The sequence below is a fragment of the Afipia sp. P52-10 genome (assembly GCF_000516555.1).
GTDB lineage: Bacteria > Pseudomonadota > Alphaproteobacteria > Rhizobiales > Xanthobacteraceae > P52-10.
Genome location: NZ_AZSJ01000003.1, coordinates 17,969 through 42,701, shown reverse-complemented (window position 1 = coordinate 42,701; position 24,733 = coordinate 17,969). Strand labels below are relative to the sequence as shown.

The window sequence follows — 24,733 nt, the reverse complement described above, 5'->3', positions numbered from 1 at the left end:
CGAGAGGCTGGCATCGGACAGGGACATACGGTGTGCCGAGGTCCCGTCGGTGGTCTGGTTGACTCGGCGGATGCCGAAACGGAGGGAAAGCTTGATGATTCGTGTCCTGGTTGCTGTTGCCGCGCTGGTGGTGGGGGGGTCGACAGTGGTTGCCCAGCAGGATGTCATTGCCGCCCGCAAAGCGTTGATGAAGACCACCGGCGGGCAGACTGGTATCGGCGCCAAGATGGTGAAGGGCGATGAGCCGTTCGATCTGGCGAAGGCCAAGGCGATCTTCACCGCCTATCAGGATGCAGCGGCCAAGGGGCCGGCGCTGTTCACGCCCGACTCGAAGGATGGCGACACCGCCGCATTGCCGAAGATCTGGGAGAACAAAGCAGATTTCGATGCGAAGTTCGCCAAGTTCGGTGCCGACGCCAAAGCAGCCGAAGCCAAGGTCACTGATCTCGACAGCTTCAAGACCGCGTTCGGCGACGTGACGAAGAACTGCGGCGGCTGCCACGCCGATTATCGCGCCAAGAAATAACGGCCACATGATGAGCTGCGGAGGGCGGGGCCGCCTGCGGCCTCGCCCTCCCGCGGCATGTGTACTGAAGCGCTTGTGTTCGATGCGCCGATATTTCAGGCTTGGTCTCGCAGGCTGCCGTCGATGTTTGAGGGCGAACGATGCTGAAGAAACTGCTCGCTCTGATCGTGATCCTGGCCATCGCCGGTTTCGGCGTTTACTGGTGGCTGACGACACCGGCCCTCGTGTCCGCCAGCGCGCTGCCGGCCTACACGCCGAATGTCGCGAACGGCAAAGCAATGTTCGACGCGGGCGGCTGCGTATCCTGCCACGCCAGCGACAAGGATACGCGGGAGCTTTTGGGCGGTGGCATGGCGCTGCCGTCGCCGTTCGGCACCTTCTACGTCCCGAACATTTCGCAGAACCCGGCGGATGGCATCGGTCGCTGGTCCGAGGCTGAGTTCGTCACGGCAATGACGAAGGGCACCTCGCCCGCGGGCAAGCACTACTTCCCAGCCTTCCCTTACGTTTCCTACGCGGCGATGAAGCTGGAGGACGTGCGCGACCTGTTCGCCTACATGAAGACCCTGCCGCAGGCCGCGGGCAGGGTGCGCGAGCATGACCTGCCGTTCCCGTTCAATATCCGACGTAACGTCGGTGTCTGGAAGCTGCTGTTCTTCGAGGGCAAGCCATTCGTCGCGGATGCGACGCAATCGGCGCAGTGGAACAGGGGCGCTTATTTGGTGAACGGTCCGGGCCACTGTGCAGAATGCCACAGCCCGCGCAATGCGCTCGGCGGCATTGTTGCGGCGCAGCGCTTCGCTGGCGGGCCCAATCCGGAAGGTGAGGGCTGGGTGCCGAACATCACCCAAAAGGGACTGGCCGACTGGTCCGACAAGGACATCGCCTATTTTCTTGAATCTGGCATGACGCCGGAAGGCGATTCTGCCGGCGGCTCGATGACGCGGGTGATCGCCAACATGGCCCAGCTTAGCGCCGACGATCGCATGGCGATCGCGATCTATCTGAAGTCGCTGCCGCCGGTGGACGGACCGAAGCGCCCCGGCAAGTCCTGATTTGACCGCACTTCCACACGCGCGCGGCTGCGTCGCCGTGCTGCATGCGGGCATGCAATATGCGCGCTTTTCGCACCCGCCGCTGCATGGTTGTTAGGTGCGGACGGTTCGCGCCACGCTGGAAAAACCTGGTCCTCCCGGCGTTCGCTCCGTTTCGCCGCTCTCCCTCAATCCTGGGCATTTTCCGGATTCAACCCGCCTCGCTTTTTGACATCATGCCCTGATTGCGATGACAGAGTATTCTCAGCGGGATTTCATCACCGCGGCCCTCATGAAGCTCGGTGCGGCCTTCCTGTTCGCCACGATGGCCGTGCAGGTGCGCTATCTCGGCGACAAGTTTCCCGTCGGTCAGGTGATCTTCTTTCGCGCGATCTTTGCCTTCGTACCAATTCTGATCTTTTACGCTGTGTTGGGAGAGCTCGCGAAATCCTGGCAAACGGAGCGCTTCTTTTCCCACGTCCAGCGCGGCACGCTGAGCATCGCTTCTTCCTTCTGCTATTTCGGCGCGCTGGCGCGGCTGCCGATCGTGGACGTCACGGCGATTTCGTTCGTGACTCCGCTGATCGTGGTTGTGCTCGCGGCGGTGTTTTTGAAGGAAGTGGTGCACATGTATCGCTGGACGGCGGTGATCATCGGCTTCTCCGGCGTGATCGTGATGCTGGTTCCCTACATGGACATATCCAAGCACGCGGCGATGTCGGCTGCCTTGGGAGCGGGCCTGACGCTGGCAATCTGCAACGCGGTGTTCTCGGCGATTGCGGTGATCCAGGTACGCCGGCTGACCCGCACCGAGACGACATCCTCGATCGTCATCTATTTCTCGATGTTCATCGCGCTTGGCGGCCTCGTCACGCTGCCGCTTGGTTGGATTTGGCCGACCTTTAGCTGGGTCAGCCCGACGCCGTTCGAGCTCGCCGCCCTGATCGGCGCTGGCATCGCCGGCGGGGCCGCACACATCATCACCACCAGCAGCCATCACTATGCCCCAGCGTCATTTCTGGTCTCGTTCGACTATTCGTCGATGATCTGGGGCTTCCTGCTCGGCTACCTGTTCTTTGGCGAAATTCCCGCTGCGCTGGTGGCGGTCGGTGCCGTGATCGTCGCCGGAGCCGGCCTGTTCGTCGTCTGGCGTGAACGCCAGCTCGGTCTCAAGCGGCCGGAGTCGGAACAGGAGATCGCTGCGCCACGCGGCTAGATCCCAACGATGGCCTCGTCCAAGGGGGCTGTGAAGCGGCGACCTCGAGGATGAGGTGCAAGGTCTGGGAGATCGTGAGCAGGTTCAGAACGCCTTGAAGGTGATGATCGTGTAGGTGTCGCGGATGCCGGGGATCACCTGCACCTTCTCATTGATGAAGTGGCCGATGTCGGTGCCGCGCTCGACATAGAACTTCACCAGCAGGTCGTAGTTGCCGGCGGTCGAATAGATTTCCGAGGCGATCTCCGCTTCTGAAAGCGCATTCGCCACCTCGTAGGCGCGGCCAAGCTCGCACTTGATCTGGACAAAGAACGCTATCATAGCGGGCCTCCTGAAACGCGCTCGGGTAAGGAGCGCGCTCAACCGAAACAAGGAATCGTGCCGATTCCGGCTGGCGATCTGATGCTGCAATCCAGCAAAAACCGCCTGCCGTGGCAAGCCGCCTTGCTGGGTGCAGGCGGACGGGTTAAACCATTGGCTTGTCTCATTGGGGTGCCCAGATCGCAGTCCGGCAGCTTGCGGGAATGCGCTTACGGGCTGAGAGGCGAAAGCCAACCCATCGAACCTGATCCGGGTCATTCCGGCGGAGGGAGCTTGAGATGTCGGAAACGCTGTCTGACGTTGTCCCCACGGTTGTGGAAGCTGCCAAGAGCCTAGTCGCGCGCATCCGTGCGCACAATCCGCGCGTTCACTGCATCACCAATACCGTCGCTCAGGCCTTCACCGCCAATGTGCTGCTCGCGGCTGGCGCCACGCCGTCGGTGACGACGTCGCCAGAGGAGATCGCAGGCTTCGTCGCCACGGCCGGGAGCCTGCTGGTGAACCTCGGCACGCTGGACAATGAGCGCCGCACCGCGATCGGCCTTGCGCTCGATGCGGCTGCCGCCCAGTCGCGGCCGGTGGTGCTGGACCCGGTGTTCGTCGATCGCTCGCCGGCGCGGCTTGCGTTTGCACGCACGCTGATCGAGCGCCGTCCTGCCGTGATCCGCCTCAACGCCGCAGAGCTTGCCGCGCTCGCGGGCGAAGCGGCATCGGCCAAGTGCGCGATGCGGTTCGCGCAAGCCAACGAGACGATCGTCGCATTGAGCGGGGAGGCGGATATCGTCACTGATGGTGAGCGGCTAGTGGTGCTGCATAATGGCGACGAACTGATGAGCCAGGTCACGGCGATGGGGTGCGCAGGTTCGGCGTTCGTCGCCAGCGCGCTTGCGGTCGAGAGCGACCGCTGGCTTGCCACTGCGGCGGCGATGATGACGTTTGGCATCGCCGGCGAGTTCGCCGCCGACATCGCCAACGGACCCGGCAGTCTCGGCTTTGCGATCCTCGACGCATTGCACGGGATGACGCCGGACATGATCCTTCAACACGCTTGGGCCGACGCATGAGCAAGACCATTCCGATCGCGCTGACCATTGCCGGCTCCGATTCCGGCGGTGGCGCCGGCATTCAGGCCGACCTGAAGACGTTCTCCGCGCTCGGCGTCTATGGAGCGTCCGTGATCACGGCCTTGACCGCGCAGAACACGCTCGGCGTCACCGGCATCCACGATACGCCGCCGGACTTCATCACCGCGCAGCTCGATGCAGTGTTCAGCGATCTCGACATTCGAGCCGTGAAGATCGGCATGGTGTCGAGACCCGCCGCGATCCTGTCGATCGTTCAGGCGTTGACGCGCTATCATCCGTCGCATGTCGTGCTCGATCCGGTGATGGTGGCGACCTCCGGCGATCGCCTGCTCGCGCCCGAGGCGATCGAGCTGTTGCGCACGCGGCTCATTCCCAGCGCCAGTGTCATTACGCCGAACCTGCCGGAGGCCGCGGTGCTGCTCGATACGGTGCCGGCGAGGTCAGAGGCCGAGATCGAAGCTCAGGGCAAAGCGCTGCTGGCGCTCGGCTGTCCCGCCGTGCTGATCAAGGGCGGGCACGGCGAGGGGCCGGAGAGCGTCGATTTCTTGATAACGCAGCAGGCAGCGTTGCGGCTGCCGGCGCCGCGCGACAAGACCAAGAACACCCACGGCACCGGCTGCTCGCTGTCCTCGGCGATTGCAGCAGGTCTCGCGAAGGGGGCGCCGCTGGAGACCGCAGTGCGTGACGCGAAGGCCTGGGTGAGCGCCGCGATTGCGGCTGCCGACGACTTGCAGGTCGGCAAGGGTCATGGCCCGATCCATCACTTCCACGCGCTCTATCGAGGCGCATGATTCTCGAAAGAGGCCGGTGAGGTCCCGTCGCTTGCGGTGAAGCTGATTGGCGGCGAGGTCTAGCGGTCTCGTTCTTCTGGCGGGCAAGCAGCCCGCAGCGGCTTTTCTCTGCATTGTTTCATTCTGCCTGATGCCGGCGGGCCCATGGACTGAAGTATTCCAGATCGATGGGCTGGACCTGTCGTCGAACTGTCATGCCTCGTTGATAATTGCGCCGCTGGATGCAACGACCAGCGGAGCACCTTGCATGAGCATCGACCTTGATCGTCACGTCGTCGAAACTGCCTACGCCCGCTGGGCGCCGATTTACGATGCGGTCTGCGGTCCGGTGATGGTGAAAGGGCGGAAAGCCGCCGCCCAGGCCGCGCGCGCCGTCGGCGGCAACATCCTGGAGGTCGGTGTCGGCACCGGTCTGTCATTCGACGACTACGACAACTCCACGGCCGTCACCGGCATCGATCTGTCGGAGCCGATGCTGAAGAAGGCGCGCGAGAAGATCGCGAGCGGCCGCTATCCTTTCGTCAAGGACGTGATGGTGATGGATGCGCACGAGATGAGCTTCCCGGATGCGACCTTCGACTGCGTGGTCGCGCAGTTCGTCATCACGCTGGTTGCGAATCCGGAACGCGTGCTGTCCGAGTGCCATCGCGTGGTGAAGCCGGGCGGGCGAATCATCCTCGTCAACCACCTGTATTCGGAGAAGGGCGTTGCCGCCGCGGTCGAGCGGTGGGCCGCCAAGAAGACCCGCAAGCTCGGCCTGCGTCCGGAATTTCCGTTCGCACGCTTGCAGGCTTGGGCCGCGGCAAACGCCGAGGCGGCGCTGGTGGAGCGCCGCAAGATCAAGCCTTTCGGTATTTATACACTGGTCAGCTTCGAGCGGACGGGACCGGCGCAAGTTGCGGTTTAACGTCACAGGGGCGTCACCCGATGCTGGTATCTGCTCCGCATGCAAGCCTTTCGGAGACTGACGGAATGACCGAAAGCGAGCCAGAACGGCGCTTTCGCACGCTTTTCATCTCGGACGTTCATCTTGGAACGCGCGGCTGCCAGGCAGACCGCCTGCTCGACTTCCTCAAACACCACGATGCTGACACGATCTATCTGGTCGGCGATATCGTCGACGGCTGGGCGCTGAAGGCGAACTGGTATTGGCCGCAAGCCCACAACGACGTGGTGCAGAAGTTGCTGCGCAAAGGGCGCAAGGGCAGCCGCATGATCTACATCCCCGGCAACCACGACGAGTTCCTGCGTTCATACTACGGCACCCACTTCGGCGGCATCGAGGTGATCGAACAGACGATCCACGAGGGCGCCGACGGCAAGCGCTACCTGATCATCCACGGCGATATCTTCGACCTCGTGGTGCAGAACGCGCGCTGGCTCGCTCATCTCGGCGACCGCGCCTATGACTTCGCGATCCAGATGAATCGCTTCGTCAACATGTTTCGCCGCCTGTTCGGCCGGCCATATTGGTCGCTGTCGCAGTGGGCGAAGCTGAAGGTGAAGAACGCGGTCAATTACATCGGCGCGTTCGAGAAGACGCTCGCCGCTGAAGCCCGCCGCTGCGAGGCCGACGGAGTGATCTGCGGGCATATCCACTTCGCCGCGATTCGCGACGAGCATGGCGTTCGCTATCTCAACTGCGGTGACTGGGTTGAGAGCTGCACCGCGATCGTCGAGCACGAGGATGGCCAGTTCGAGATCATCAACTGGGCCAACGCCCAGCCGCCTGTGCGCCTTCCGGCGCCGCTCGCGGTGCAAGCCGCGTGACGAAAGCTGCCGCATGAAAGTCCTGGTTGCGACCGACGCCTGGCATCCGCAGGTCAACGGCGTGGTGCAAACGCTGACGATGATGTCGCAGGCGACGCAGGCACTCGGTGTGGAGATGGTGTTCCTCACGCCGGAATCGTTCCGCACGGTGGCCATGCCCGGCTACACCGACATCCGGCTGGCGCTGCCGACGCCTGCGAAGGTCGCGCGGCTGATCGAGGACGCGAAGGCGGATGCGATTCATATCGCCACCGAGGGGCCGATTGGTCTGCTGGTGCGGCAATACTGCGCCTCGCGCGGGCTTGCGGTCAGTTCGAGCTTCCACACGCGTTTTCCCGAGTATGTCTCGGCACGGCTGCCCATTCCAGAATCCTGGGTGTGGGCGGTATTGCGCTGGTTTCACTCGCTCAGCGGTTCGGTGATGGCGGCAACGCCACCGCTGGCGCAGGAATTGACCTCGCGCGGCTTCGCCAATGTGCGGATCTGGCCGCGTGGTGTCGATGCGAACCTGTTCCGGCCGCGCGACGTCGATCTCGGCCTGCCAAGGCCGGTGTTTCTATCGGTCGGGAGAGTGGCGGTCGAAAAGAATCTCGAAGCGTTTCTCGATCTCGATCTGCCGGGCACCAAGGTCGTTGTCGGCGATGGCCCGCAGCGGATGAGCCTGGAGCGGCGCTACAAGGATGCGATGTTCCTGGGCGAGCGGTTCGGTGAGAAGCTGGCGGAGACCTATGCGGCGGCGGATGTGTTCGTCTTCCCGAGCAAGACCGATACGTTCGGCCTCGTGCTCTTGGAGGCGTTGGCGAGCGGCGTTCCGGTCGCGGCATTTCCCGTCACGGGTCCGAAGGATGTGATCGGCACAGTGCCAGTCGGTGCGCTGAATGACGATCTGCGAGCCGCCTGTCTCGCGGCGCTGGACCTTTCGCGGGAAGACTGCCGCGCATTCGCACTGGAGCGGAGCTGGGATGCGTCTGCCCAGGCGTTCCTGAGGAACATCCTTGTCGCCAGCCGCGGCCGAACCGGTACTGGCCAGTCGCAGGCCGTGGCGACGCCGACGCGCCTGTCGGCCTGAGCGTTCCCGCGTCTTGCGCGGTTTGCAAATGTGACTTTCCCTTCGCTGGATCATGGCCTAACCATCGGATATGGCCAGCATCACCAAGCCTTCCGACCTTGACGCATTGCCGGTAACGCCCGCGGACATCGCGCGCGCAGCCGAGACCATCAAACCCTACGCGGTGAGGACGCCGCTATTGTCATCGCCGGCGCTCGATGCGCTGACCGGAGCGCGCATCTTCCTGAAAGCCGAGCCGTTGCAGCGAACCGGTTCGTTCAAGTTTCGCGGCGCCTTCAATAAGATCTCGTCGATCCCGCCGGAAGCGCGGCCGGCTGGCGTCGTCGCGTTCTCGTCGGGCAACCACGCGCAGGGCGTCGCAGCGGCCGCGCAACTGTTTGGCATGCCCGCGGTCATCGTCATGCCGTCGGATTCGCCTGTTACCAAGCGTGAGCGCACCAAGGGCTACGGCGCGGAGGTGGTCCTCTATGATCGCGATCGCGAGGACCGCGAGGCGATCGCGCGGGATATCTGCAGCCAACGCGGCGCGACCCTGGTACCGCCGTTCGACGATCCGAAGGTCATCGCAGGGCAGGGCACGATCGGCCGCGAGGTCGCCGCCGATCTGACTGCCCTTGGCGTCGTGCCGGACGTCGTGGCGGTGCCCGCATCGGGCGGCGGCCTGATGGCGGGNGTCGCGATCGGCATTAGAACCGCGTTCGCTGACTGCCGGATGATCACGGTTGAGCCGGAGGGATTCGATGATCACGCGCACTCGTTTGCCAGCGGGCATCGCCAGCATGGCGTCGCGAAGGGGCGGACGATCTGTGATGCGCTGATGGCGCCCAATCCTGGCGAACTGACCTTTTCGATCAACCGCCAGCTCGTTGCGGCTGGAACGGTGGCGTCCGACCGGGAGGTTGGTGAGGCGATGGCGTTTGCATTCCGTGAACTGAAGCTCGTGGTCGAGCCGGGCGGGGCCGTCGGTCTCGCCGCGCTCCTGGCCGGGCGGCTGGACGCCAAGGGCAAAACCGCCGTCATCGTGCTGTCGGGCGGCAATGTCGATGCAGAGCTGTTCGCGAAGCTGATCGTCGCGAGCGCCTAAAGCGCGATGGGTTTTGGATCATCCTCGCGGTTTAAGCTTATTGTCTAAGCATGACCTTTTCGGAAAACCGCTTCACACTTTTCCGGATCATGCTTTAGCTGTGAGCCTCGACGCTTTAGGTGAAGAACGCCACCCGCTCCGCCTGACTCATGCGGCGGAACGGCGCCAGCGGATCGCTGCGGCTGGTTTCCGAGCCGCCCCGAACCAGGCCGCTGGCGAGCAGCGCTGCACCCAGCGATGTGCGGGCGGGAGCCGGTTCTGCTGGCGCCGGTGCGGCAACGTGAGCCTCCGCAATGGGAATGACAGGGGCAGGTTTGGGGGGCGCGACATCGCGTGGGCGTTCGAAGCTCGGCGGTGCTTCTGTGGTTCGGCGCGGTGGAGCCGCGGGGCGGCTATCGGCAACGTCGACGATCTCGATGTCGTCCGCAGGAGACACGTCCGGAACCTGGCGCCGCAGCAGAGTCGAAGTGGCCGGAGCGGGGTGTTGGGTCTCGGCCTTCGGCTCAGGCATAGCCGGCCGGCTGAGCGTGGACTCCGGTTGTGGTGCAGGCGCGGGCGGAGGCGGCGCCTCTGCTAGCGGTTCGGACGATGAGGTCACTACGGTCTCAGCGGCGACCGGCGCATCGTCTGCATAATCATAGATGTCGTGGAACGCCGCATCCTCGTCGAGCGGAGCAGGTGGCGGGGGCGTCTCCGGCTCGGCATCGGCAAATGCGCCGCCGAAGTCATCGTCCTCGCCCATCGCATCGGCGACCGCATCGACCATGACGTCGAGAGTTTCGGTCTCTCCACCACCAGTCAGCGTCTCGACTCGCTCGGCGAGAGCGTCGAAGGCCGCCAGCACGTCGGTCTGCGCGCTGCTTTCGAGCGAGCGACCCGCAAGCAGGGCAGTGTAGCCATCGGTAATCGCGCTCACCTGGGTATCGAACACGTCGCAGATGCGAACGTCCCAGCCGCGCTCGCGCAAGGCTTTCGAGACCTTGCGGATCATTTCGGCCCCGGAGCGGATTGAATCGAACGCCGCCGTGTCGCCGCCATCGGTCAGAAGCCGCTGGGCAATCTCAATACGCGTCTTCGTGAAAGCCTTCATCAGTTCTGGCCACAGATCGGCCGGCGGCTCCGGCTCGGACTGCGCCTGCCTTTGGTTCGCCAGAGCCGCCTCGATCCGTTCGACCGCGTCCAGAACGAGGCGCGTATCCGCGTTGCGGTTGCGCTTGGCATATTCGGACAGGAACCAGCGGCCGCGCGACGTCTCCATGAAGGCGTTGCAGATCGCCTCGTAGTCCGCATCCGTCGGCAGCGACGCGCGGGCATTGATCGGAGACAGGGCGAAAGCTTCGTCAGCCATTGGACTCTCAGAGCGCGGGACTCTCATGGCGCGAGAATCGCGCCGTCACGACCACCGTAGGTCGAATCGCACAGAATGACACGGACTCTAAACGAGCCGCGCGATTTCCGAAAACCGTCGTTGTTGCTGTGCAAAGGGACAAGCCTGGAACGTTCGTGCTTTAAGCGATTGTTCCCTGCGAATCGAAACCGCTTTGATGTCTGAGACGCCTGCAGTGCCGGTCGGCGGCCGCCAGTTCGCGGTGCGGCTGTCTATCTTCTACGCCGCGATCTTCGCGTTGAACGGTGCTTACATGCCGTTCTTTCCGGTCTGGCTGCAGGCGTCGGGGCTTGCGCCTGCGCTGATCGGTCTCGTGATGGCGGCGCCTACGGCAGCCCGACTGATGGCGGTTCCGTTGGTGACGGCGGCGGCAGGACGCTACGATGCGCTGCGGGGCAGTCTGGTGGTCGTGGCGGTCCTCACCTTTGCCGGCTTTCTGCTGCTCGGCAGCATGCGGACTGCGCCGTCGATCGCGGCTGTGCTGTGGCTCACCGCCTGGGCCTGGACTCCGCTCTTTCCGCTCACCGACGCGTATGCCTTGCGCGGGGTCACGCATTATCGGCTCGACTACGGCCCGATCCGGCTGTGGGGATCGGCGGCCTATATGGTTGGCGCGCTGGTCGCGGGCTACCTGGAGGGCGCCTTTGGGACGCTTCATCTCGGATGGACCTTCGCGGGCTTTGCCGGGATCATCGCGCTGGCGAGCCTTGGCCTGCCGTCCGCCGGACACGTCTCGTCCGCAGTCTCGAGCGTGTCGCGCCCGACCGCGCTGCTGACCATGCCGGCCTTCGCCGCAGTGCTGGTCGCGGCGGCGCTGATCCAGGGCAGTCACTCCGCCTATTACACCTTCTCGGCCATCTCCTGGCAGGCTGCGGGTTTTTCGAGTGCAACGGTCGCGGTGCTATGGACCTTATGCGTCGCGGTCGAGATCGTGCTGTTCGCGCTCTCGCCGCGTTTAAAGGTCTCACCGGCGACCTTGATCGCCATCGGCGGGGCGGGGGCCGTGCTGCGCTGGCTCGTCACTGCGCAGGAGCCGCCATTGGCGCTGCTGGTATTCGCACAGGCCCTGCACGCGCTCTCGTTCGGCGCCACGCATCTCGGCACCATGGGCGTGCTGGTGCGTATCGTATCGGGGCGCCATATGCCGAATGCGCAGGGCTATGTGGTGACGGCGAGCGGGATTGTCATGGCCTCCACCGGAATTGTCTGCGGCTGGCTGTTCGCCAACGTCGGCCAGGCGATCTATTACGGCATGGCGGCGATGGCACTGGCGGGCACGGCCGTCATTCTGAGCGGCCGGGCGGCGATCCGGCGGGCCTGTGCGTGACCCTGACGGCCGCTCAACCCCAGAGTGCTGATGATGGCGGATGCACGATGCTGCCGTCGTAGCGCAATCCATCCTCCCGATCCTTCGTCAGCAGCAGCGGCCCGTCGAGATCCACTACGCGCGCCTGCTGTGCGACGATCAGCGCCGGCGCCATCGCCAACGATGTCGCGACCATGCAGCCGACCATGATGTCGAAGCCGAGCGCGCGTGCATCGTCGGCGAGCGCCATTGCTTCGGTCAGGCCGCCGGTCTTGTCGAGCTTGATGTTGATCGCGTCGTAACGCTCGCGCAGCGACGCAAGCGACGCCCGATCATGCACGCTCTCGTCGGCGCAGACGGCGATCGGCCGCTTGATCCTGGCAAGCGTACCATCCTTGCCCGCGGGCAGCGGCTGCTCGACCAGCGTCACGCCCGCGGTGGCACAAGCATCGAGGTTGGCCGCGATGTTCGCATCGGTCCAGGCTTCGTTGGCATCGACGATCAGTTCGCTGTTCGGCGCCGCGCGGCGCACAGCGGCGATGCGCTGCGCGTCACCATCGCCGCCGAGCTTGATCTTCAGCAGCGGACGGTGCGCGGCCTTGGCGGTCGCCTCGGCCATTGCTTCGGGTGTGCCGAGCGAAATGGTGTAGGCAGTGGTCAACGGTTTCGGTTCGGCGCGCTGCAGCACTTGCCAGACGCGTTTGCCCTGGGCTTTCGCAGCCAGATCCCATAACGCGCAGTCCAGGGCGTTGCGGGCGGCTCCCGGCGGCATCGCCGCCTGGAGCGCTCGTGCATCGATGCCCTGGCGGATGCGTTCGTCCATCGCCAACACCGCCTGCAGCGTGGTCTCCGGCGTCTCGCCGTAGCGTGGATAGGGCGTGCATTCGCCTCGGCCAGTATGAACCCCATCGCTGATGTCTGTGACTACAGTCACAGCCTCGGTCTTCGCGCCGCGGCTGATAGTGAAGGAGCCGGCGATCGGCCAGTGTTCGATTCGAGCCGATAGGGTGAGAGATGTTGCTGAAGTCATTGGGATATTTTAAGCCCTGCAGTGGCGGAGGGTTGCGAGATTGCGGCAAGTATGGCTGTTAGGGGGAGCGCTGCAAGCCGCCCGCATCACGCAGGGCGTTCGGAAGAGGGGTCCGGACCGAGGCCAGCGCAGAGGTATAAGCGCGGCATGAGCGGCGGGCCTACACTGGAGCAGGTCACCTATCCTGACGGTATTGCGCTGCGGGCGGGCGGAGCCTGGACCGCACATCACGCAACCGACCTCGAGCAGATGGTTGATAAGGCCGAGCGGCTTGCTGCCGGTCGGCGTGGCGTGCTGATCGACGTGTCGCGGGTGTCTCAGCTCGATACCTTCGGAGCTTGGTTCATCGAGCGGCTGCGCCGCGCATTCTTGCAGGCCGGCGTGGAATCGCAGGTGATGGGGCTGTCGCCGGCCCATTCGCCGCTGGTCGCCGAGGTGAGCCGGGTGGCAAGCCCCGAGCTTGCCGAACGGACCCCGATGACGCTTGTGCTGCTGCTGGAACGGATCGGCCGGGCCGTGGTTGGGGTTGGCGGCACGCTGACCGGGCTCGCGGCGATGACCGGCACGATCGTCTACGCGGCGGGGCAGGTGATCCGGCACCCGACCCATTTCCGCCTTACCTCCACGGTGCACCACCTGGAACAGGTCTGCTGGCGGGCGGTGCCGATCATTGTGCTGATCACCTTCCTGATCGGCTGTATCATCTCCCAGCAGGGCATCTTCCACTTCAGCAAGTTCGGCGCCGGCGTGTTCGTCGTCGATATGCTGGGCGTGCTGGTCCTGCGCGAACTTGGCGTGCTCGTTGTCGCGATCATGATTGCCGGCCGTTCCGGCAGCTCCTATACGGCCGAGCTCGGTTCGATGAAGATGCGCGAGGAGATCGATGCCTTGCGCACCATGGGTTTCGATCCGGCCGAGGTGCTGATCGTGCCGCGGCTGCTGGCGCTGGTGATCGCGCTGCCGGTACTGACGTTCCTGGGCGTGATCGCTGCGCTTTACGGTGGGGGGCTGATCGCTTGGCTCTATGGCGGGCTGCAGCCCGAGGCCTTCCTGGCGCGGCTGCGCGACGTCATCACCATCGACCACTTCATCGTCGGCATGGTCAAGGCGCCCTTCATGGCGTTCCTGATCGGCACCATCGCCTGTGTCGAAGGGCTCGCTGTGGAGGGCTCGGCGGAATCGCTCGGCCAGCACACCACCGCATCGGTGGTGAAGGCGATCTTCTTCGTCATCGTCGCGGACGGGGCGTTCGCGATCTTCTTCGCCTCGATCGGGATGTGACGATGGCAGACGTTGCGCGCGATCACATCATCCGTGTGTCCGATCTGACCGTCGGTTTCGGCGAGCGGCTGATCCTCGACAAGCTGTCTCTTGACGTCCGCAAGGGGGAAATCCTCGGCTTCGTCGGCCCATCCGGCGCCGGCAAGTCGGTGCTGATGCGCACCATCATCGGTCTGATGCCGAAGCGCTCGGGCCATATCGAAGTGATGGGCATCGATCTGGGCAGCGCGGATGCCGACATGCGGCGCGGCATCGAGCGGCGTTGGGGTATCCTGTTCCAGCAGGGAGCCTTGTTTTCGTCGCTGACGGTTCGCCAGAATATCCAATTCCCGATCCGCGAGTACCTCGACGTCTCGCAACGGTTGCTGGACGAGATCACCTTCGCAAAACTGTCGATGGTCGGACTGAAGCCGGAGGCGATCGACCTCTATCCGTCCGAGCTCTCCGGCGGCATGATCAAGCGGGTGGGCTTGGCGCGCGCGCTGGCGCTGGATCCGGAGATCGTGTTTCTCGATGAGCCGACGGCCGGTCTCGACCCGATTGGTGCGGCCAATTTCGACGATCTCGTCCGCACCCTGCAGCGGACTTTGGGGCTGACGGTTTTCATGGTAACCCACGATCTGGACAGCCTGTACACGGCATGCGACCGGATTGCGGTCCTGGGGGACGGCAAAGTGATCGCCGTCGGCACGATCAACGACATGCGTGCGTCCCAGCATCCTTGGCTGAAATCCTATTTCCATGGCAAACGCGGCCGCGCGGCCGCAGGATAGTTCGGAGTCGATCGATGGAAACGCGGGCGAATTACGTCCTGATCGGTGCCTTCACATTGGCGGTCCTGGTGGCGGCTTTCGGCTTCGTTTTCTGGTTCCAGAACATGGGCACCGCGAAGACGCGCATCGCCTATCGCATCGTGTTCGAGGGGCCGGTATCGGGCCTGCGCACCGGAGCCAACGTCAATTTCAACGGCATCCGCATCGGCGAAGTCGCCTCGGTAAAGATCGACGATCCGCACAACGTGGTGGCGATGGTCAAGGTCGAGCGCAAGGCACCGGTGCGGAAGGATACGCAGATCACGCTCGAGTTTCAGGGACTGACCGGTATCGCTGCGGTCTCGATGAAAGGCGGCGCGGTCGATGCGCCGGAGGTCGAGCCCGATGACGAGGGTATCCTGACGCTCTATGCCGATCTCAGCGCCGGCCAGGATTTCACCGAGTCCGCGCGCGTGGTGCTGTCGAACGTCAACCGGTTGATCAGCGAGAACCAGCAGTCGATCAAGAACGCCGTGAAGAACGTCGAGACGTTCTCGGCCGCGCTGTCGGAAAACTCCAAGCGTCTCGACAGCATCATGGCCGGGCTCGAGCTGATGGTGAACAAGGACGGCAAGGGCGAATTCCAGGCTGCGATCGGGTCGTTCAAGGATCTCAGCGAGAACCTCGACAAGCGCACCGCCGATATCACCGCCGGCGTCAATAAGTTCACCGCCAACGGCACGCGCGAAATCTCGGTGCTGATCAGCGATGCGCGCAAGACCCTGGCGGATATCAGCCGTGCCTTCACCAATCTCGACAAGAACCCGTCGCGGCTCCTGTTCGGTGGAGCGCCGCCGGATGATACGCGCGCGCAACAGCAGCGGCGTTGACCGGCCAGAACATCCGGCGCGCGGCAGTCACATGTCGATCGGATTGCGACCTAGGCTTCTCTGCCGATGGTGATCAACCGCGGCTCGATCTAGAGGACGAAGTTGCTGCCAGGTTTTTTGATGCGAGCGGCAGCCTACGCCGCTCTTGAAATGCTGAAGAAAAAAGCCGGATGATCGTGCGATCATCCGGTTTTTTGGTGTGCGGAGACTTCGGCTCTAAAGCATGATCCGGAAAAGTGTGAAGCGGTTTTCCGAAAAGATCATGCTTAAACAACGAGCTAAAGCGCGAGGGTGATTCATCCAAATCTCATCGCGCTTTAGCCGATCCGTCCCGACGCGTGGGCGAGCAGGGTATAGACCAGCCCCGTCTCGGACGCGAGGTAGTTCGCCAGTGCTGTCGGGCCACGCGGATCGCGTGCGACGTCATCGAGCAGCCGCTCGAACTCGGCGATGTAGCGATCGACCGTCTGCTTAAAGGTGCGGTCGGCGCGGTACTTGCGCGTCAGCTCGTCGAAGGTCTTCTGACCGGCGGCCGTATACAGCCGCTTGGAGAAAGCCTTGCGTTCGCCGCGCTGGTAGCGTTCCCACATGTCGGCGGCGATGTCGCGGTCGAGCAGCCGGCCGATGTCGAGCGACAGCGATTCCAGCGGGTTGCCTGCGGCCTGCCGCGGCGCAGGGGCTGCGTTGCGCGGGCGGGGCGCTTCCTCATCGGTGTCCGCGCGGTTCAGCAGGTCCGACAGCCAGGCGTCGCGATCGTTGCTCGATGCGGCGGGACTGACCGAAGGCGCCTCGGTGCGGCGCGGGGGCGGGCTGCCGAGATCCGGCGGCGGCAGGTTCGACGCGCTGCTGCCGGTGTCGCGGCCGCGCGAGACCGTGCCGACGCTGGCAAGCATCGGTTCCTCCTCGCGCTGGGATGCACGCGCGCTCGGAGCCACGTCGAGGCCGCGGCCATGGCGGGCGACGATGCGGTTGAGCTCAGCCAGAGCCTCGATCTGATCGACGATGACCTTGCGCATCTGCGCCGTGCTTTCGGCCGCCTCCTGCGGCATCTCCAGGACGCCGCGGCGCAGTTCGACGCGGGTTGCCTCGAGTTCGACCTGCATTTGCCGGCGTGCCGTGCCGAGTTCGTTCTGCATCTCGGACGCCATCTGACGCATATCCTGAACGATCGTCGTGAAGCGCTCGGCGGCCTGGCCGAACATCTGATCGGCCTCCTGCATGCCCTGCTGATAAATCTGCTGCATGGCATCCGAGGTAATCTTGCGCTCCTCCTCGGCGATGTTGCGCACGGCTTCGAACTGTTCGCTGAGGGCCGTGGAGCCGGTCGAGGCAGTCTCCGCCACCACGCGCGCAATCTCGCGGGCGCGGGCCTCAGCGGCCTGCATCGATTCTTCGAGCAGGCTGTTGAAGCGCGTCAGCCGCTGGTCGAGGTCGCTGGTCCGTTGCTCCAGCGTATCGGCCAGTGTTTCCAGCATGGCCTTGCGCGCCTCGACCGTCTCGTTGGTGCGGCCGTTGCTGGCCTCGATCGCCTTGGCGGCGTCGGCGAGCGTCTTGCCATGCAGTTCGAACTGTCCGGCCACCGCCTGCAGCCCTTCCAGCGCGCCGGAGGTCTTGGCGTTGAAGCCCTTGATCTGCTCGTCGAGCGCGCGGGTCGTCGTGCCGGTCCGCTGCGTCACGTCGTTCATAGTGGAGACGAACTCCGCCACGCGTGACACCAGCGTCTGTTCCAGCGAGTTGAGGTTGGCGTGGGCGCCGGTCAGCACCTCCTGCAGCAGGATGTTGCCCTCGCGCAGCCGCTCGAACAGAGCGACCGTGTCGGTGCGCAGCATCTTGCTGGTTTCCTGCATCTCGGTGACGGCCGCAACCGACACCTGCCGCGACTGGTCGATCGCGTTGCGGGTGGTCAGCTCGACCTCCTTCAGCGACTTGTTGATCGCGGTCGATGCCACCTCGCTCGCGGTGTTGATCATGCGGGCGATGTCGGCGGAGTTGTTGGTCATCGACTGGGTGAAGATGAAGCCCTTGCCCTCGATCGCCTTCAGGGCCTCGTCGGTGGTGCGGCCGATATCGGTCGCAACCTGGCTGCCGCGGGTGCCGATCGCTTCGACCAGCAGGCCGCGCTTGTCGTCGATCAGTTGCGACAGCTTCTCGGTCTCGCCCTGGACCGCATTGACGATCTCCTCGGCCTTGCCGGAGAGTGCCGTCCCCAGCGCCTGGGCGGATGCCGACACGCTGCGCTCGGCCTCGGTCGTGACCGCCTTGATCTGGGCGGTGACGTCGTCGGACGTCGCGACCAGCGCGGACTGCGAGGAGCGGGCGCCGGACTGTAGCGCTTCGACGGCTGTCGCGGCCATCAGCGTCAGTGCGCTTTCCAGCTCGGCTGCGGTGGTCTTGAGCTGGCTGCTGGCGTTCGCCGAGTGCGCCAGCATCGCGTTGCTCGCATCGGCGATGCTGCCGCGGAGCTGTTCGGAGGCGTTGATCGCGAGCGTCGAGAGCACCTGCTGGACGTCGCCCGAGGCCGTCTTCATCTGCGCGGCCGCGTGATCCGTCGAGCTGGTGAGCGCAACCTGCGCGTCGGTAGCGCTGGCGCGGATCGAATCCGACGTTGTGACCGCGACCGTGGCGATCACCCGTTCGGCGTCGGTTGCGACCGAACGAATCTGCGCGGAGATGCTGTCGGTCGAGGAAACCAGGCCAGTCTTGGCATCTTCGGCGCTGCTGCGGATCGCATCCGCGGTCGTCACAGCGACGCTGGCGAGCATGCGCTCGGCCTCAGTCGTGACCGACTTGATCTGCGCGGTGACATTATCGGATGCCTTGAACAGCGAGACCTGCGCGTCGTTGGCGCTTTCCTTCATCTGCTCGCTGGTGCTGGTGCCGACCGTGCCGATCGCATGCTGCAGATCGTAAGCGGCAGACTTGAGCTGTGCGACCACGCCGTCGGAGGTGGTGACCATCGCCGTTTGCGTATCGCGGGCGCTGCTCTTGATCGCTTCGCTGGTGTTGGCAGCAAGCGACAGCAGCAACTGCTCGGCTTCGGTCGAAGCGGTCTTGAGCTGGCTGGCGACGGTATCGGACGCAAGAACCAGCGACGTCTGCGCGTCCTTGGTCTTGCTCTGCAGCGTCTCGGCGGTGTTGGCCGCGAGCACCACCAGGGCGCGCTCGACTTCGCCGGCCGTGAGCTTCAGGCTCTGGTTGACGCCTTCCGATGTACCGAGCAGCGATTGCTGCGCCTCGCGGGCGTTGCTCAGGATGGCTTCGCCGGTCGTGGCCGCGAGCGTGGTGAGCGAGCGCTCGATATCGGCGGAGGTCGCCTTGAGCTGGGCACCGACATCGCTGGAGACCGAGGTCAGCGTCTGGTGCGCGCTGCGGGCGCCGGTCTGCAGCATCTCCGTGGTGCTGGAGACCAGCGACGTCAGCATGCGCTCGGCGTCTTCGGTGCGCGCCTTGATCGCCTGCGTCAGCTCGTCCGAACGCGACATCAGCACATCGCTGGCGTGGCGGCCGGAGGTCTCGATACGGTTGGTCATGATCTCGACGCGGGTGCCGAGCAGCTCCTCGAGTTGGCCGACCCGGGTCTCGATATCCTTGGCGACGGCGCCTGCGCGCGTCTCGATACCCTCGTGGATGTTGTGGAAGCGGGCAGCGACAGTCTCGGCGAGATAGTTGCTGCGGCCGTCCAGCGTCTCGGTGACGTGGGCGAGGCGGTTGTCGATCGTCTCGGCGACGCCGGCGATGCGGGTGTCGAGCGCGGTGATGACCTCCGCGCTGTTCTGATTCAGCGAGGCGGTGAAGCTCGACAGACGCGTGATGATGCTGTCGTTGATCGACTGGGCACGGCTGTCGAACGCGTTCTGGAAATGGCTGAGGTGCGCGTTGACGGAATCGTCCATCGACTTGATGCGGGTGTCGAGTGCGGCATCCAGCGTTGCGACACGCGAATCCACCTCCGACTTGAACAGGGTGAGCTGCTGGTCGAATGCGGCGTTGAAGTCGGTGGTGTGGCTGGACAGCGCGCTGACCTTGGAAGCCAGCGAGTCGTTCAGGTCGACGACGCGGCTGTCGAATTCCGACTTGAACTGGTTGAGGTGGCGGTCGACCGCGGCGGTCAACTGCGCAGCGTTCGCGGTGACGCGGGTGTCGAACGTATCGACGCTGTTCTTCAGCGCGTCGGTGACGTCCTGCGTGCGCTGACCCAGGCGATCGACGATCTCGCCGCCGAAGGTCTTCACCGTGCGATCGAACTCGGCGATGTGGCGGGTGATCAGAGCGCCGAGGGTGCCGCTGTCGCGCGCGAACTTCTCCGCCAGTTCCGAGCCGTGGTTGCGCATCAGGTCGTCGAAGGCGCTGATGCGGGAGGCGAGGGTGTCGTGGGCATTTTCGGCCTCGTTGACAACCTTCGACACCAGCGCGTTGACTGTCACGTCGAGCGCTTCGCTGACCTTGTCGCCGCTGGTGAGCATCTGCTCGGCGAGGCGGCTGCTGGCGTCGTCGATGCGGGTGGAGATGTCGGTGCCGCGCAGGTCGAGTTCGAGCAGCAGTGATTCGCCGGTGGACTTCAGCGCGTCATGCACCTGCTCGGTACGCAGGGCGATGCCGTCGACGATCTGGTCGGCTTTCTTCTGGAACTCGGCGGTGATGCGCTCGAGCCGCTCGTCCATCATGTCGTGGATGCGATCGGTCAGATCGACGAAGTCGTCGTGCACATGGCCGGTCTTGAAGTTGAGGCTCGCAGTCAGGCGTTCGCTCGCTTCCAGCACCGCGCGGGTGGTATCGGCGGAGGCTTCCTCGAGGCGGTCGAGCAGGTCACCGCCACGCTCGCCCAGGGCCAGGATCATGCTGTCGCCGGCGTTGCCGAGCGCGCGGGTGATGTGCTCGCCGCGTTCCTGCAGGCCGGTGGTGATGCTGCGGGCGACCTCATCGACCCGCGAGGCGATCGCATCGGAGATCACGGCGATGTCCTGACGCAGATCGATCTGCACGCCGGAAATCGCATTGCGCACCTGTTCGGCCTGGCCAACCAGGTTGTCGCGCTGATGGGCGATGTCCTGCAGCAGGGCGCGAATGCGCACTTCGTTGTCGCTATAGGCCCGCTCCAGCGCGGCCACTTCGTTGGAGACGAGCGACTCCAGTTCGCCCGCGCGCGCGATCGCGCGCTCGACGCCGTCGCCCATCGCGGCGACCTCGCGGCGGATCGCCTGGCCGACCGTGACCATGGATTCGCGCGCCGAGCCTTCCGGTTCCGAATAGCGTATGGCCATCTGCGCCATCGATTGCGCGATCAGCCCGAGTTCCTGGCCACGCCAAGCAAGGCTTGCAAGGAAGTAGAACAGCAGGATCGGCGCGAGCAGCAACGCGGCGAGGCCCGCGATCACCAATGCGCCGCCGCCTTGGGTGGCGATCGATTGCAGCGGCGGCAGGAAACCGATGATCAGCGCACCGATACCGACCAGCCAGAGGCCGGAGAAGATCGTGGCGAGGGTATAGGCGTTGCGGCGCGGACGGCTCTTCTGCAGCGTCTGCAAAATCTGGCCGATGGTTTCGCGGTCGTCGTTGGCGGGACGGCGCGGCGCCGGTTCGGGCGAACCGAGATCGAGCTGGTCGGGTGCGTTCGTCTCTTCGAAAGCGATCGGCGAGGGGATGCGGTCGGTCGCAGCCGGCGCGATTGTCTCAGGATAGGACGCTGCACGCTCGCCACGATCCTTTTGGTTGACGCGGTCGAGATCGACAGGCGCCGGCGGCGCATCGGCGATGTTGAGCGCTTCTTGTATGGCAGATAGCGCGACTTCTGTGGGGTCTTTGACCTTTTTTGGATTGTTCGCCATCTCGACTAACGCCCTCGTTTACTGTGGGGAAGGCAATTGCGACGTCGGACCGTCACATTGCTCTCAAGTTCAAGTTTGCCTGAAGCGACCCGCTGCCGGTCCGCTCTCCCGGTGCGAGACTTGTCCCCTTTTTCCGCAAACATCCTATTGGCTTGGCGGTGCGAATGAAACCATCACTATTAAGAACATTTTAATCATCGTTAACACGTCCACTGGTTTTCCACGGGGTGAACGGTGGATCAGTTGTCCCATAATAGGAATTTGAGCCGTTTGGCCGATAATCAGGCGAAAGCTGGCAAAAATTACGGCAATTTGGCGGCGTCGATCGTTAACTGGTGCAACGTCACGTTAACTAAGGCCATGGTTGTCTTACCGCTCGCCGGCCGTGGTCTGTTGCGGCTGCGCAGACGTTCATTCTCTCAAGAGCATCCGTCGATGAGCGGACCTGTAAAGCCCGAAGCGAAATCCCCTGGCTGGGTGGCTTCGCCGTCGCTCGTGCCTGAAGGGCCGGCGATTGATTTCAACCATCTCGAACGCATGACGCTCGGCGAACGCGGGATCGAGCAGGAAGTATTGGCCCTGTTCCGTACGCAACTGGTGGATCTGCTCGGCCGGCTGGAGAAGCTGCCGCGCGAGGGCATGTCGCTGGCGCATACGCTGAAAGGTTCCGCGCGCGGGGTGGGGGCCTTTGCGGTAGGTGACGCGGCTGATCAATTGGAGCGTAACCTGCGCGCCGGTGTCACGGTGGATGCGGACGTCGCGACTTTGCGCGAGCGGGTCAGCGACGCGCTGCAAGCGATCGACGAGCGGCTTCGCGCGCGCTGACCGGTCTGATCGCGCGGCGTCGGTTCCGAGGCCGCCTGGCTTGATGTCAGCGTGGGCCAGTCATTCGTTGCGGTGCAATGACGTCCGACCGCTTCGTTGAAGACCTGATAGGACAGCAAAGGAGCCTCCGGAGGGCCGCTTGTCGCTGCGATCTTCGTGTCGCGAGCCCGCGGCTTTGTGGGATGCTCCTGCCAAATCCGCTCACTAGCGCGCCCAGTCTGGAACGGTTATAGACGACGTTCCTTTCCATCCGGGCGCGCGGGAATCATGGTCAAAATCAACTTCATCGATCACAAGGGGGAAACCCACACCGTCGACGCGGAACCAGGCTCCACCGTGATGGAAGCTGCGATCCGCAATGCCGTTCCAGGTATTCTCGCCGAGTGCGGCGGCGCCTGCGCCTGTGCGACCTGCCATGTCTGGGTCGCGGATGAGTGGAAGGAGAAGACGGGTGATCCTTCGCCGATGGAAGAGGATATGCTCGACTTCGCGTTCGACGTGCGTCCGGCTTCGCGTCTGTCCTGCCAGATCAAGGTCTCGCCGGAGCTCGAAGGTCTGACTGTTACAGTCCCCGAGCGCCAAGCTTAAGCTTGGCGGTATAAGTTTCAATACCACAGGAAGCTATCGTCAATTCGCGAGCCTGCGCGCCAATCAGCGCGCAGAGGATGGATCTCGTGATAGCGCTCGCGTGCCGGGCCGGTTCAGCCCTTCGGTAGCATCCAGCGCTGATAGTTGGTGCGGATCTCGTCGGTGATCGGCACCGGCCGACGCGTGGTGGTATCGACCAGGACGTTGATCGCTTTCGCGGTGGCGGTGCAACGTCCTTCGAAGAACAGCGCCTGTTCGAACACGGCGGAGGTGCGCCCGAGGCTTGCGAGACCGATGCCGATCTCGACCTTGCCGGGCCAGTGCATCTCGCCGAGGTAGTCGATGGTGATCTGCGCCAGGGTCCAGATCAGCCCCTCCGGCATCAACGCGCGCTTCGGATCGCGAAACAGGGTGACGCGGCCGGCCTCGAAAAAGGTGGAGAACACCGCGTTGTTGACATGGTTGTTGCTGTCGAGATCGCCGAAGCGGACGTTCTCCGTGGTGCGGTGCGGAAAGTGTTCCAGCGGGCGCAGAACGCGTCGTGCGGGCTTGTCGGTCAAAGGTGCATTCACGGTTATTGCCTCCAGGGCTTTGGGCTTACAGGCAAATTTGCCTTGCTTACAAGGTGCTCACCGCCTCGGGCCGCCAATTTAGCCCTTTCCCCCTGCAGCCGGCTTGGCTACACAAAATTGCCGTTCGGGCAATTCCGCCCGCCGTTTCTCGAGGCAGTGCAAGAGCGACAATGAGTGAGCCGATCAAAACTGACGCGCTGATCATCGGCGCTGGGCCGTGCGGATTATTTGCCGTGTTCGAACTCGGCCTGTTGGACATCAAGGTCCACCTCGTCGACATCCTCGACAAGATCGGCGGGCAATGCGCGGAGCTTTATCCGGAGAAGCCGATCTACGATATTCCCGGCATTCCGATGGTCACCGGCCAGGGACTGACCGACCAGCTCATGGAGCAGATCAAGCCGTTCAACCCGACCTTCCATCTGAACGAGATGGTCGAGAGCGTGGAGAAGATCGGCGATCCGCTGTTCCGCGTCACCACCGATGGCGGCAAGGTGTTCGAGACCAAAGTAGTGATCATTTCGGCCGGCGGCGGTTCGTTCCAGCCGAAGCGGCCGCCCGTGCCCGGTATCGAGGCCTATGAAGGGACGTCGGTGCACTACGCCGTGCGTAAGATGGAGACCTTCCGCGACAAGGACATCCTGATCGTCGGCGGCGGCGATAGCGCGCTCGACTGGACGCTCAACCTGCATCCGATCGCCAAGAGCATGACGCTGCTGCATCGGCGCGACGACTTCCGCGCCGCGCCGCATAGCGTCGAGCAGATGCGTGCCCTGGTGCAGGAAGGCAAGATGAAGCTCGCGCTCGGTCAGGTGACCGCGCTCGAAGGCGAAAACGGCCATCTGTCTGGGGCAGTGGTGAAGGGGAACGACGGTTCGACCTTCAAGGTGAACTGCAACACCATGCTGCCGTTCTTCGGTCTCACCATGAAGCTCGGTCCGATCGCCAACTGGGGCGTGAATCTCGAGAACAACCTGGTGCCGGTGGAGACCTCGGCTTTCGAGACCAATGTGCCGGGCATTTTCGCGATCGGCGATATCAACACCTATCCCGGCAAGCTGAAGCTGATCCTCTCTGGCTTCCACGAGGGCGCGCTGATGTCGCAAAAGGCCCACCGCTACATTTATCCTGAGAAGCGGCTGGTGTTCCAGTACACGACCTCGTCGTCGAGCCTGCAGAAGAAGCTCGGCGTCGGCTAAACAGTCTCGTGACCCAAGAGCGCCGTGAACGCCGCATGTTCTGTGCAGCGTTCACGAGCAGGCGCGCCATCATGCGCCGTGAGCGGCTCCCCCCGGACGACACTGTGTGGCCGCCAGAGCTCATTTCACAAAACTTGCTATTTTGTGCAATTTGATCGTTGCGACGGTTCCCTTGACCCGCT

The 24,733-nt window shown here is 64.0% G+C and carries 21 protein-coding genes and 1 riboswitch; of the genes, 16 read left to right on the top strand and 5 right to left on the bottom strand.

Annotated elements, in window-relative coordinates; translation table 11 throughout:
* The first annotated feature begins 94 nt into the window (after nucleotides 1–94).
* The 3 genes from X566_RS01640 (at nucleotide 95) to X566_RS01630 (ending at nucleotide 2,776) form a co-directional block, all read left to right on the top strand.
* Nucleotides 95–526 carry a cytochrome c gene (locus X566_RS01640; RefSeq protein ID WP_034462964.1) on the top strand — a complete coding sequence of 144 codons (432 nt, stop codon included), beginning with the start codon at nucleotides 95–97 and terminating at the stop codon, nucleotides 524–526.
* Between the two features lie 140 nt (nucleotides 527–666).
* Nucleotides 667–1,581, top strand: coding sequence for a cytochrome c (locus X566_RS01635; RefSeq protein WP_034462962.1), 915 nt, complete (start codon nucleotides 667–669; stop codon nucleotides 1,579–1,581).
* Between the two features lie 229 nt (nucleotides 1,582–1,810).
* Nucleotides 1,811–2,776, top strand: a complete 966-nt coding sequence (locus X566_RS01630; RefSeq protein ID WP_152539772.1) for a DMT family transporter — start codon at nucleotides 1,811–1,813, stop codon at nucleotides 2,774–2,776.
* Nucleotides 2,777–2,860: 84 nt separating this feature from the next.
* On the opposite strand, the gene X566_RS01625 is transcribed toward X566_RS01630, so the two are convergent.
* Complete coding sequence (locus X566_RS01625; RefSeq protein ID WP_034462959.1) at nucleotides 2,861–3,097, bottom strand: Lrp/AsnC ligand binding domain-containing protein; 237 nt, start codon at nucleotides 3,095–3,097, stop codon at nucleotides 2,861–2,863.
* 157 nt (nucleotides 3,098–3,254) lie between these two features.
* A riboswitch (TPP riboswitch) is annotated at nucleotides 3,255–3,385 on the top strand.
* Between X566_RS01625 and thiM the strand changes: the two genes are divergently transcribed.
* The 6 genes from thiM to X566_RS01595 all read left to right on the top strand — a co-directional run bounded on the left by thiM (nucleotide 3,376) and on the right by X566_RS01595 (nucleotide 8,896).
* Nucleotides 3,376–4,161 carry a hydroxyethylthiazole kinase gene (gene thiM, locus X566_RS01620; RefSeq protein WP_051443796.1) on the top strand — a complete coding sequence of 262 codons (786 nt, stop codon included), beginning with the start codon at nucleotides 3,376–3,378 and terminating at the stop codon, nucleotides 4,159–4,161. It overlaps the preceding riboswitch by 10 nt.
* The gene (gene thiD / locus X566_RS01615; protein ID WP_034462957.1) at nucleotides 4,158–4,973 is read left to right on the top strand and encodes a bifunctional hydroxymethylpyrimidine kinase/phosphomethylpyrimidine kinase; all 816 of its coding nucleotides are present in this window, start codon (nucleotides 4,158–4,160) and stop codon (nucleotides 4,971–4,973) included. Before thiM ends, thiD begins: the two co-directional genes overlap by 4 nt.
* 247 nt (nucleotides 4,974–5,220) lie before the next feature.
* On the top strand, nucleotides 5,221–5,880 hold the full coding sequence (locus X566_RS01610; RefSeq protein WP_034462955.1) for a class I SAM-dependent methyltransferase: 660 nt from the start codon (nucleotides 5,221–5,223) through the stop codon (nucleotides 5,878–5,880).
* Between the two features lie 65 nt (nucleotides 5,881–5,945).
* Nucleotides 5,946–6,743: a UDP-2,3-diacylglucosamine diphosphatase gene (locus tag X566_RS01605; protein WP_034462953.1), complete on the top strand. Its 798-nt coding sequence runs from the start codon at nucleotides 5,946–5,948 to the stop codon at nucleotides 6,741–6,743.
* A 13-nt stretch (nucleotides 6,744–6,756) separates the two neighbouring features.
* A complete protein-coding gene (locus tag X566_RS01600) occupies nucleotides 6,757–7,812 on the top strand; it encodes a glycosyltransferase family 1 protein (protein ID WP_034462951.1) in 1,056 nt (351 codons plus the stop codon).
* Nucleotides 7,813–7,882: 70 nt separating this feature from the next.
* Nucleotides 7,883–8,896: a threonine/serine dehydratase gene (locus X566_RS01595; RefSeq protein WP_034462949.1), complete on the top strand. Its 1,014-nt coding sequence runs from the start codon at nucleotides 7,883–7,885 to the stop codon at nucleotides 8,894–8,896.
* Nucleotides 8,897–9,011: 115 nt separating this feature from the next.
* Here X566_RS01595 and X566_RS01590 read toward each other — a convergent pair whose 3' ends face one another.
* Complete coding sequence (locus X566_RS01590) at nucleotides 9,012–10,244, bottom strand: hypothetical protein (protein WP_034462947.1); 1,233 nt, start codon at nucleotides 10,242–10,244, stop codon at nucleotides 9,012–9,014.
* A 196-nt stretch (nucleotides 10,245–10,440) separates the two neighbouring features.
* Here X566_RS01590 and X566_RS01585 point away from each other — a divergent pair, with 196 nt between their 5' ends.
* Nucleotides 10,441–11,610, top strand: coding sequence for an MFS transporter (locus X566_RS01585; RefSeq protein WP_034462945.1), 1,170 nt, complete (start codon nucleotides 10,441–10,443; stop codon nucleotides 11,608–11,610).
* A 13-nt stretch (nucleotides 11,611–11,623) separates the two neighbouring features.
* Here the strand turns inward: X566_RS01585 and dgcA are convergent, their stop codons facing one another.
* Nucleotides 11,624–12,619 carry an N-acetyl-D-Glu racemase DgcA gene (gene dgcA / locus X566_RS01580; protein WP_034462942.1) on the bottom strand — a complete coding sequence of 332 codons (996 nt, stop codon included), beginning with the start codon at nucleotides 12,617–12,619 and terminating at the stop codon, nucleotides 11,624–11,626.
* A gap of 147 nt (nucleotides 12,620–12,766) precedes the next feature.
* On the opposite strand from dgcA, the gene X566_RS01575 reads away from it, so the two are divergent.
* The 3 genes from X566_RS01575 to X566_RS01565 are packed head-to-tail and all read left to right on the top strand — an operon-like array spanning nucleotide 12,767 to nucleotide 15,542.
* On the top strand, nucleotides 12,767–13,900 hold the full coding sequence (locus tag X566_RS01575) for an MlaE family lipid ABC transporter permease subunit (protein WP_034462940.1): 1,134 nt from the start codon (nucleotides 12,767–12,769) through the stop codon (nucleotides 13,898–13,900).
* Nucleotides 13,901–13,902: 2 nt separating this feature from the next.
* Nucleotides 13,903–14,673: an ABC transporter ATP-binding protein gene (locus X566_RS01570; RefSeq protein ID WP_034462938.1), complete on the top strand. Its 771-nt coding sequence runs from the start codon at nucleotides 13,903–13,905 to the stop codon at nucleotides 14,671–14,673.
* Nucleotides 14,674–14,687: 14 nt separating this feature from the next.
* Nucleotides 14,688–15,542, top strand: a complete 855-nt coding sequence (locus X566_RS01565) for an MlaD family protein (RefSeq protein WP_034462936.1) — start codon at nucleotides 14,688–14,690, stop codon at nucleotides 15,540–15,542.
* Nucleotides 15,543–15,859: 317 nt separating this feature from the next.
* Here X566_RS01565 and X566_RS01560 read toward each other — a convergent pair whose 3' ends face one another.
* A complete protein-coding gene (locus X566_RS01560; RefSeq protein WP_034462934.1) occupies nucleotides 15,860–21,367 on the bottom strand; it encodes a hypothetical protein in 5,508 nt (1,835 codons plus the stop codon).
* A gap of 270 nt (nucleotides 21,368–21,637) precedes the next feature.
* Between X566_RS01560 and X566_RS01555 the strand changes: the two genes are divergently transcribed.
* Both X566_RS01555 and X566_RS01550 read left to right on the top strand, forming a co-directional pair.
* The gene (locus X566_RS01555) at nucleotides 21,638–22,192 is read left to right on the top strand and encodes an Hpt domain-containing protein (RefSeq protein ID WP_244434644.1); all 555 of its coding nucleotides are present in this window, start codon (nucleotides 21,638–21,640) and stop codon (nucleotides 22,190–22,192) included.
* Nucleotides 22,193–22,459: 267 nt separating this feature from the next.
* Nucleotides 22,460–22,780 (top strand): 2Fe-2S iron-sulfur cluster-binding protein, encoded by a 321-nt coding sequence (locus tag X566_RS01550; protein WP_034462930.1) that lies wholly within the window; start codon nucleotides 22,460–22,462, stop codon nucleotides 22,778–22,780.
* A gap of 113 nt (nucleotides 22,781–22,893) precedes the next feature.
* On the opposite strand, the gene X566_RS01545 is transcribed toward X566_RS01550, so the two are convergent.
* Nucleotides 22,894–23,352 carry a thioesterase family protein gene (locus tag X566_RS01545; protein ID WP_034462929.1) on the bottom strand — a complete coding sequence of 153 codons (459 nt, stop codon included), beginning with the start codon at nucleotides 23,350–23,352 and terminating at the stop codon, nucleotides 22,894–22,896.
* Nucleotides 23,353–23,522: 170 nt separating this feature from the next.
* Between X566_RS01545 and X566_RS01540 the strand changes: the two genes are divergently transcribed.
* Nucleotides 23,523–24,551, top strand: a complete 1,029-nt coding sequence (locus X566_RS01540; RefSeq protein ID WP_034462928.1) for an NAD(P)/FAD-dependent oxidoreductase — start codon at nucleotides 23,523–23,525, stop codon at nucleotides 24,549–24,551.
* Nucleotides 24,552–24,733 lie beyond the last annotated feature (182 nt).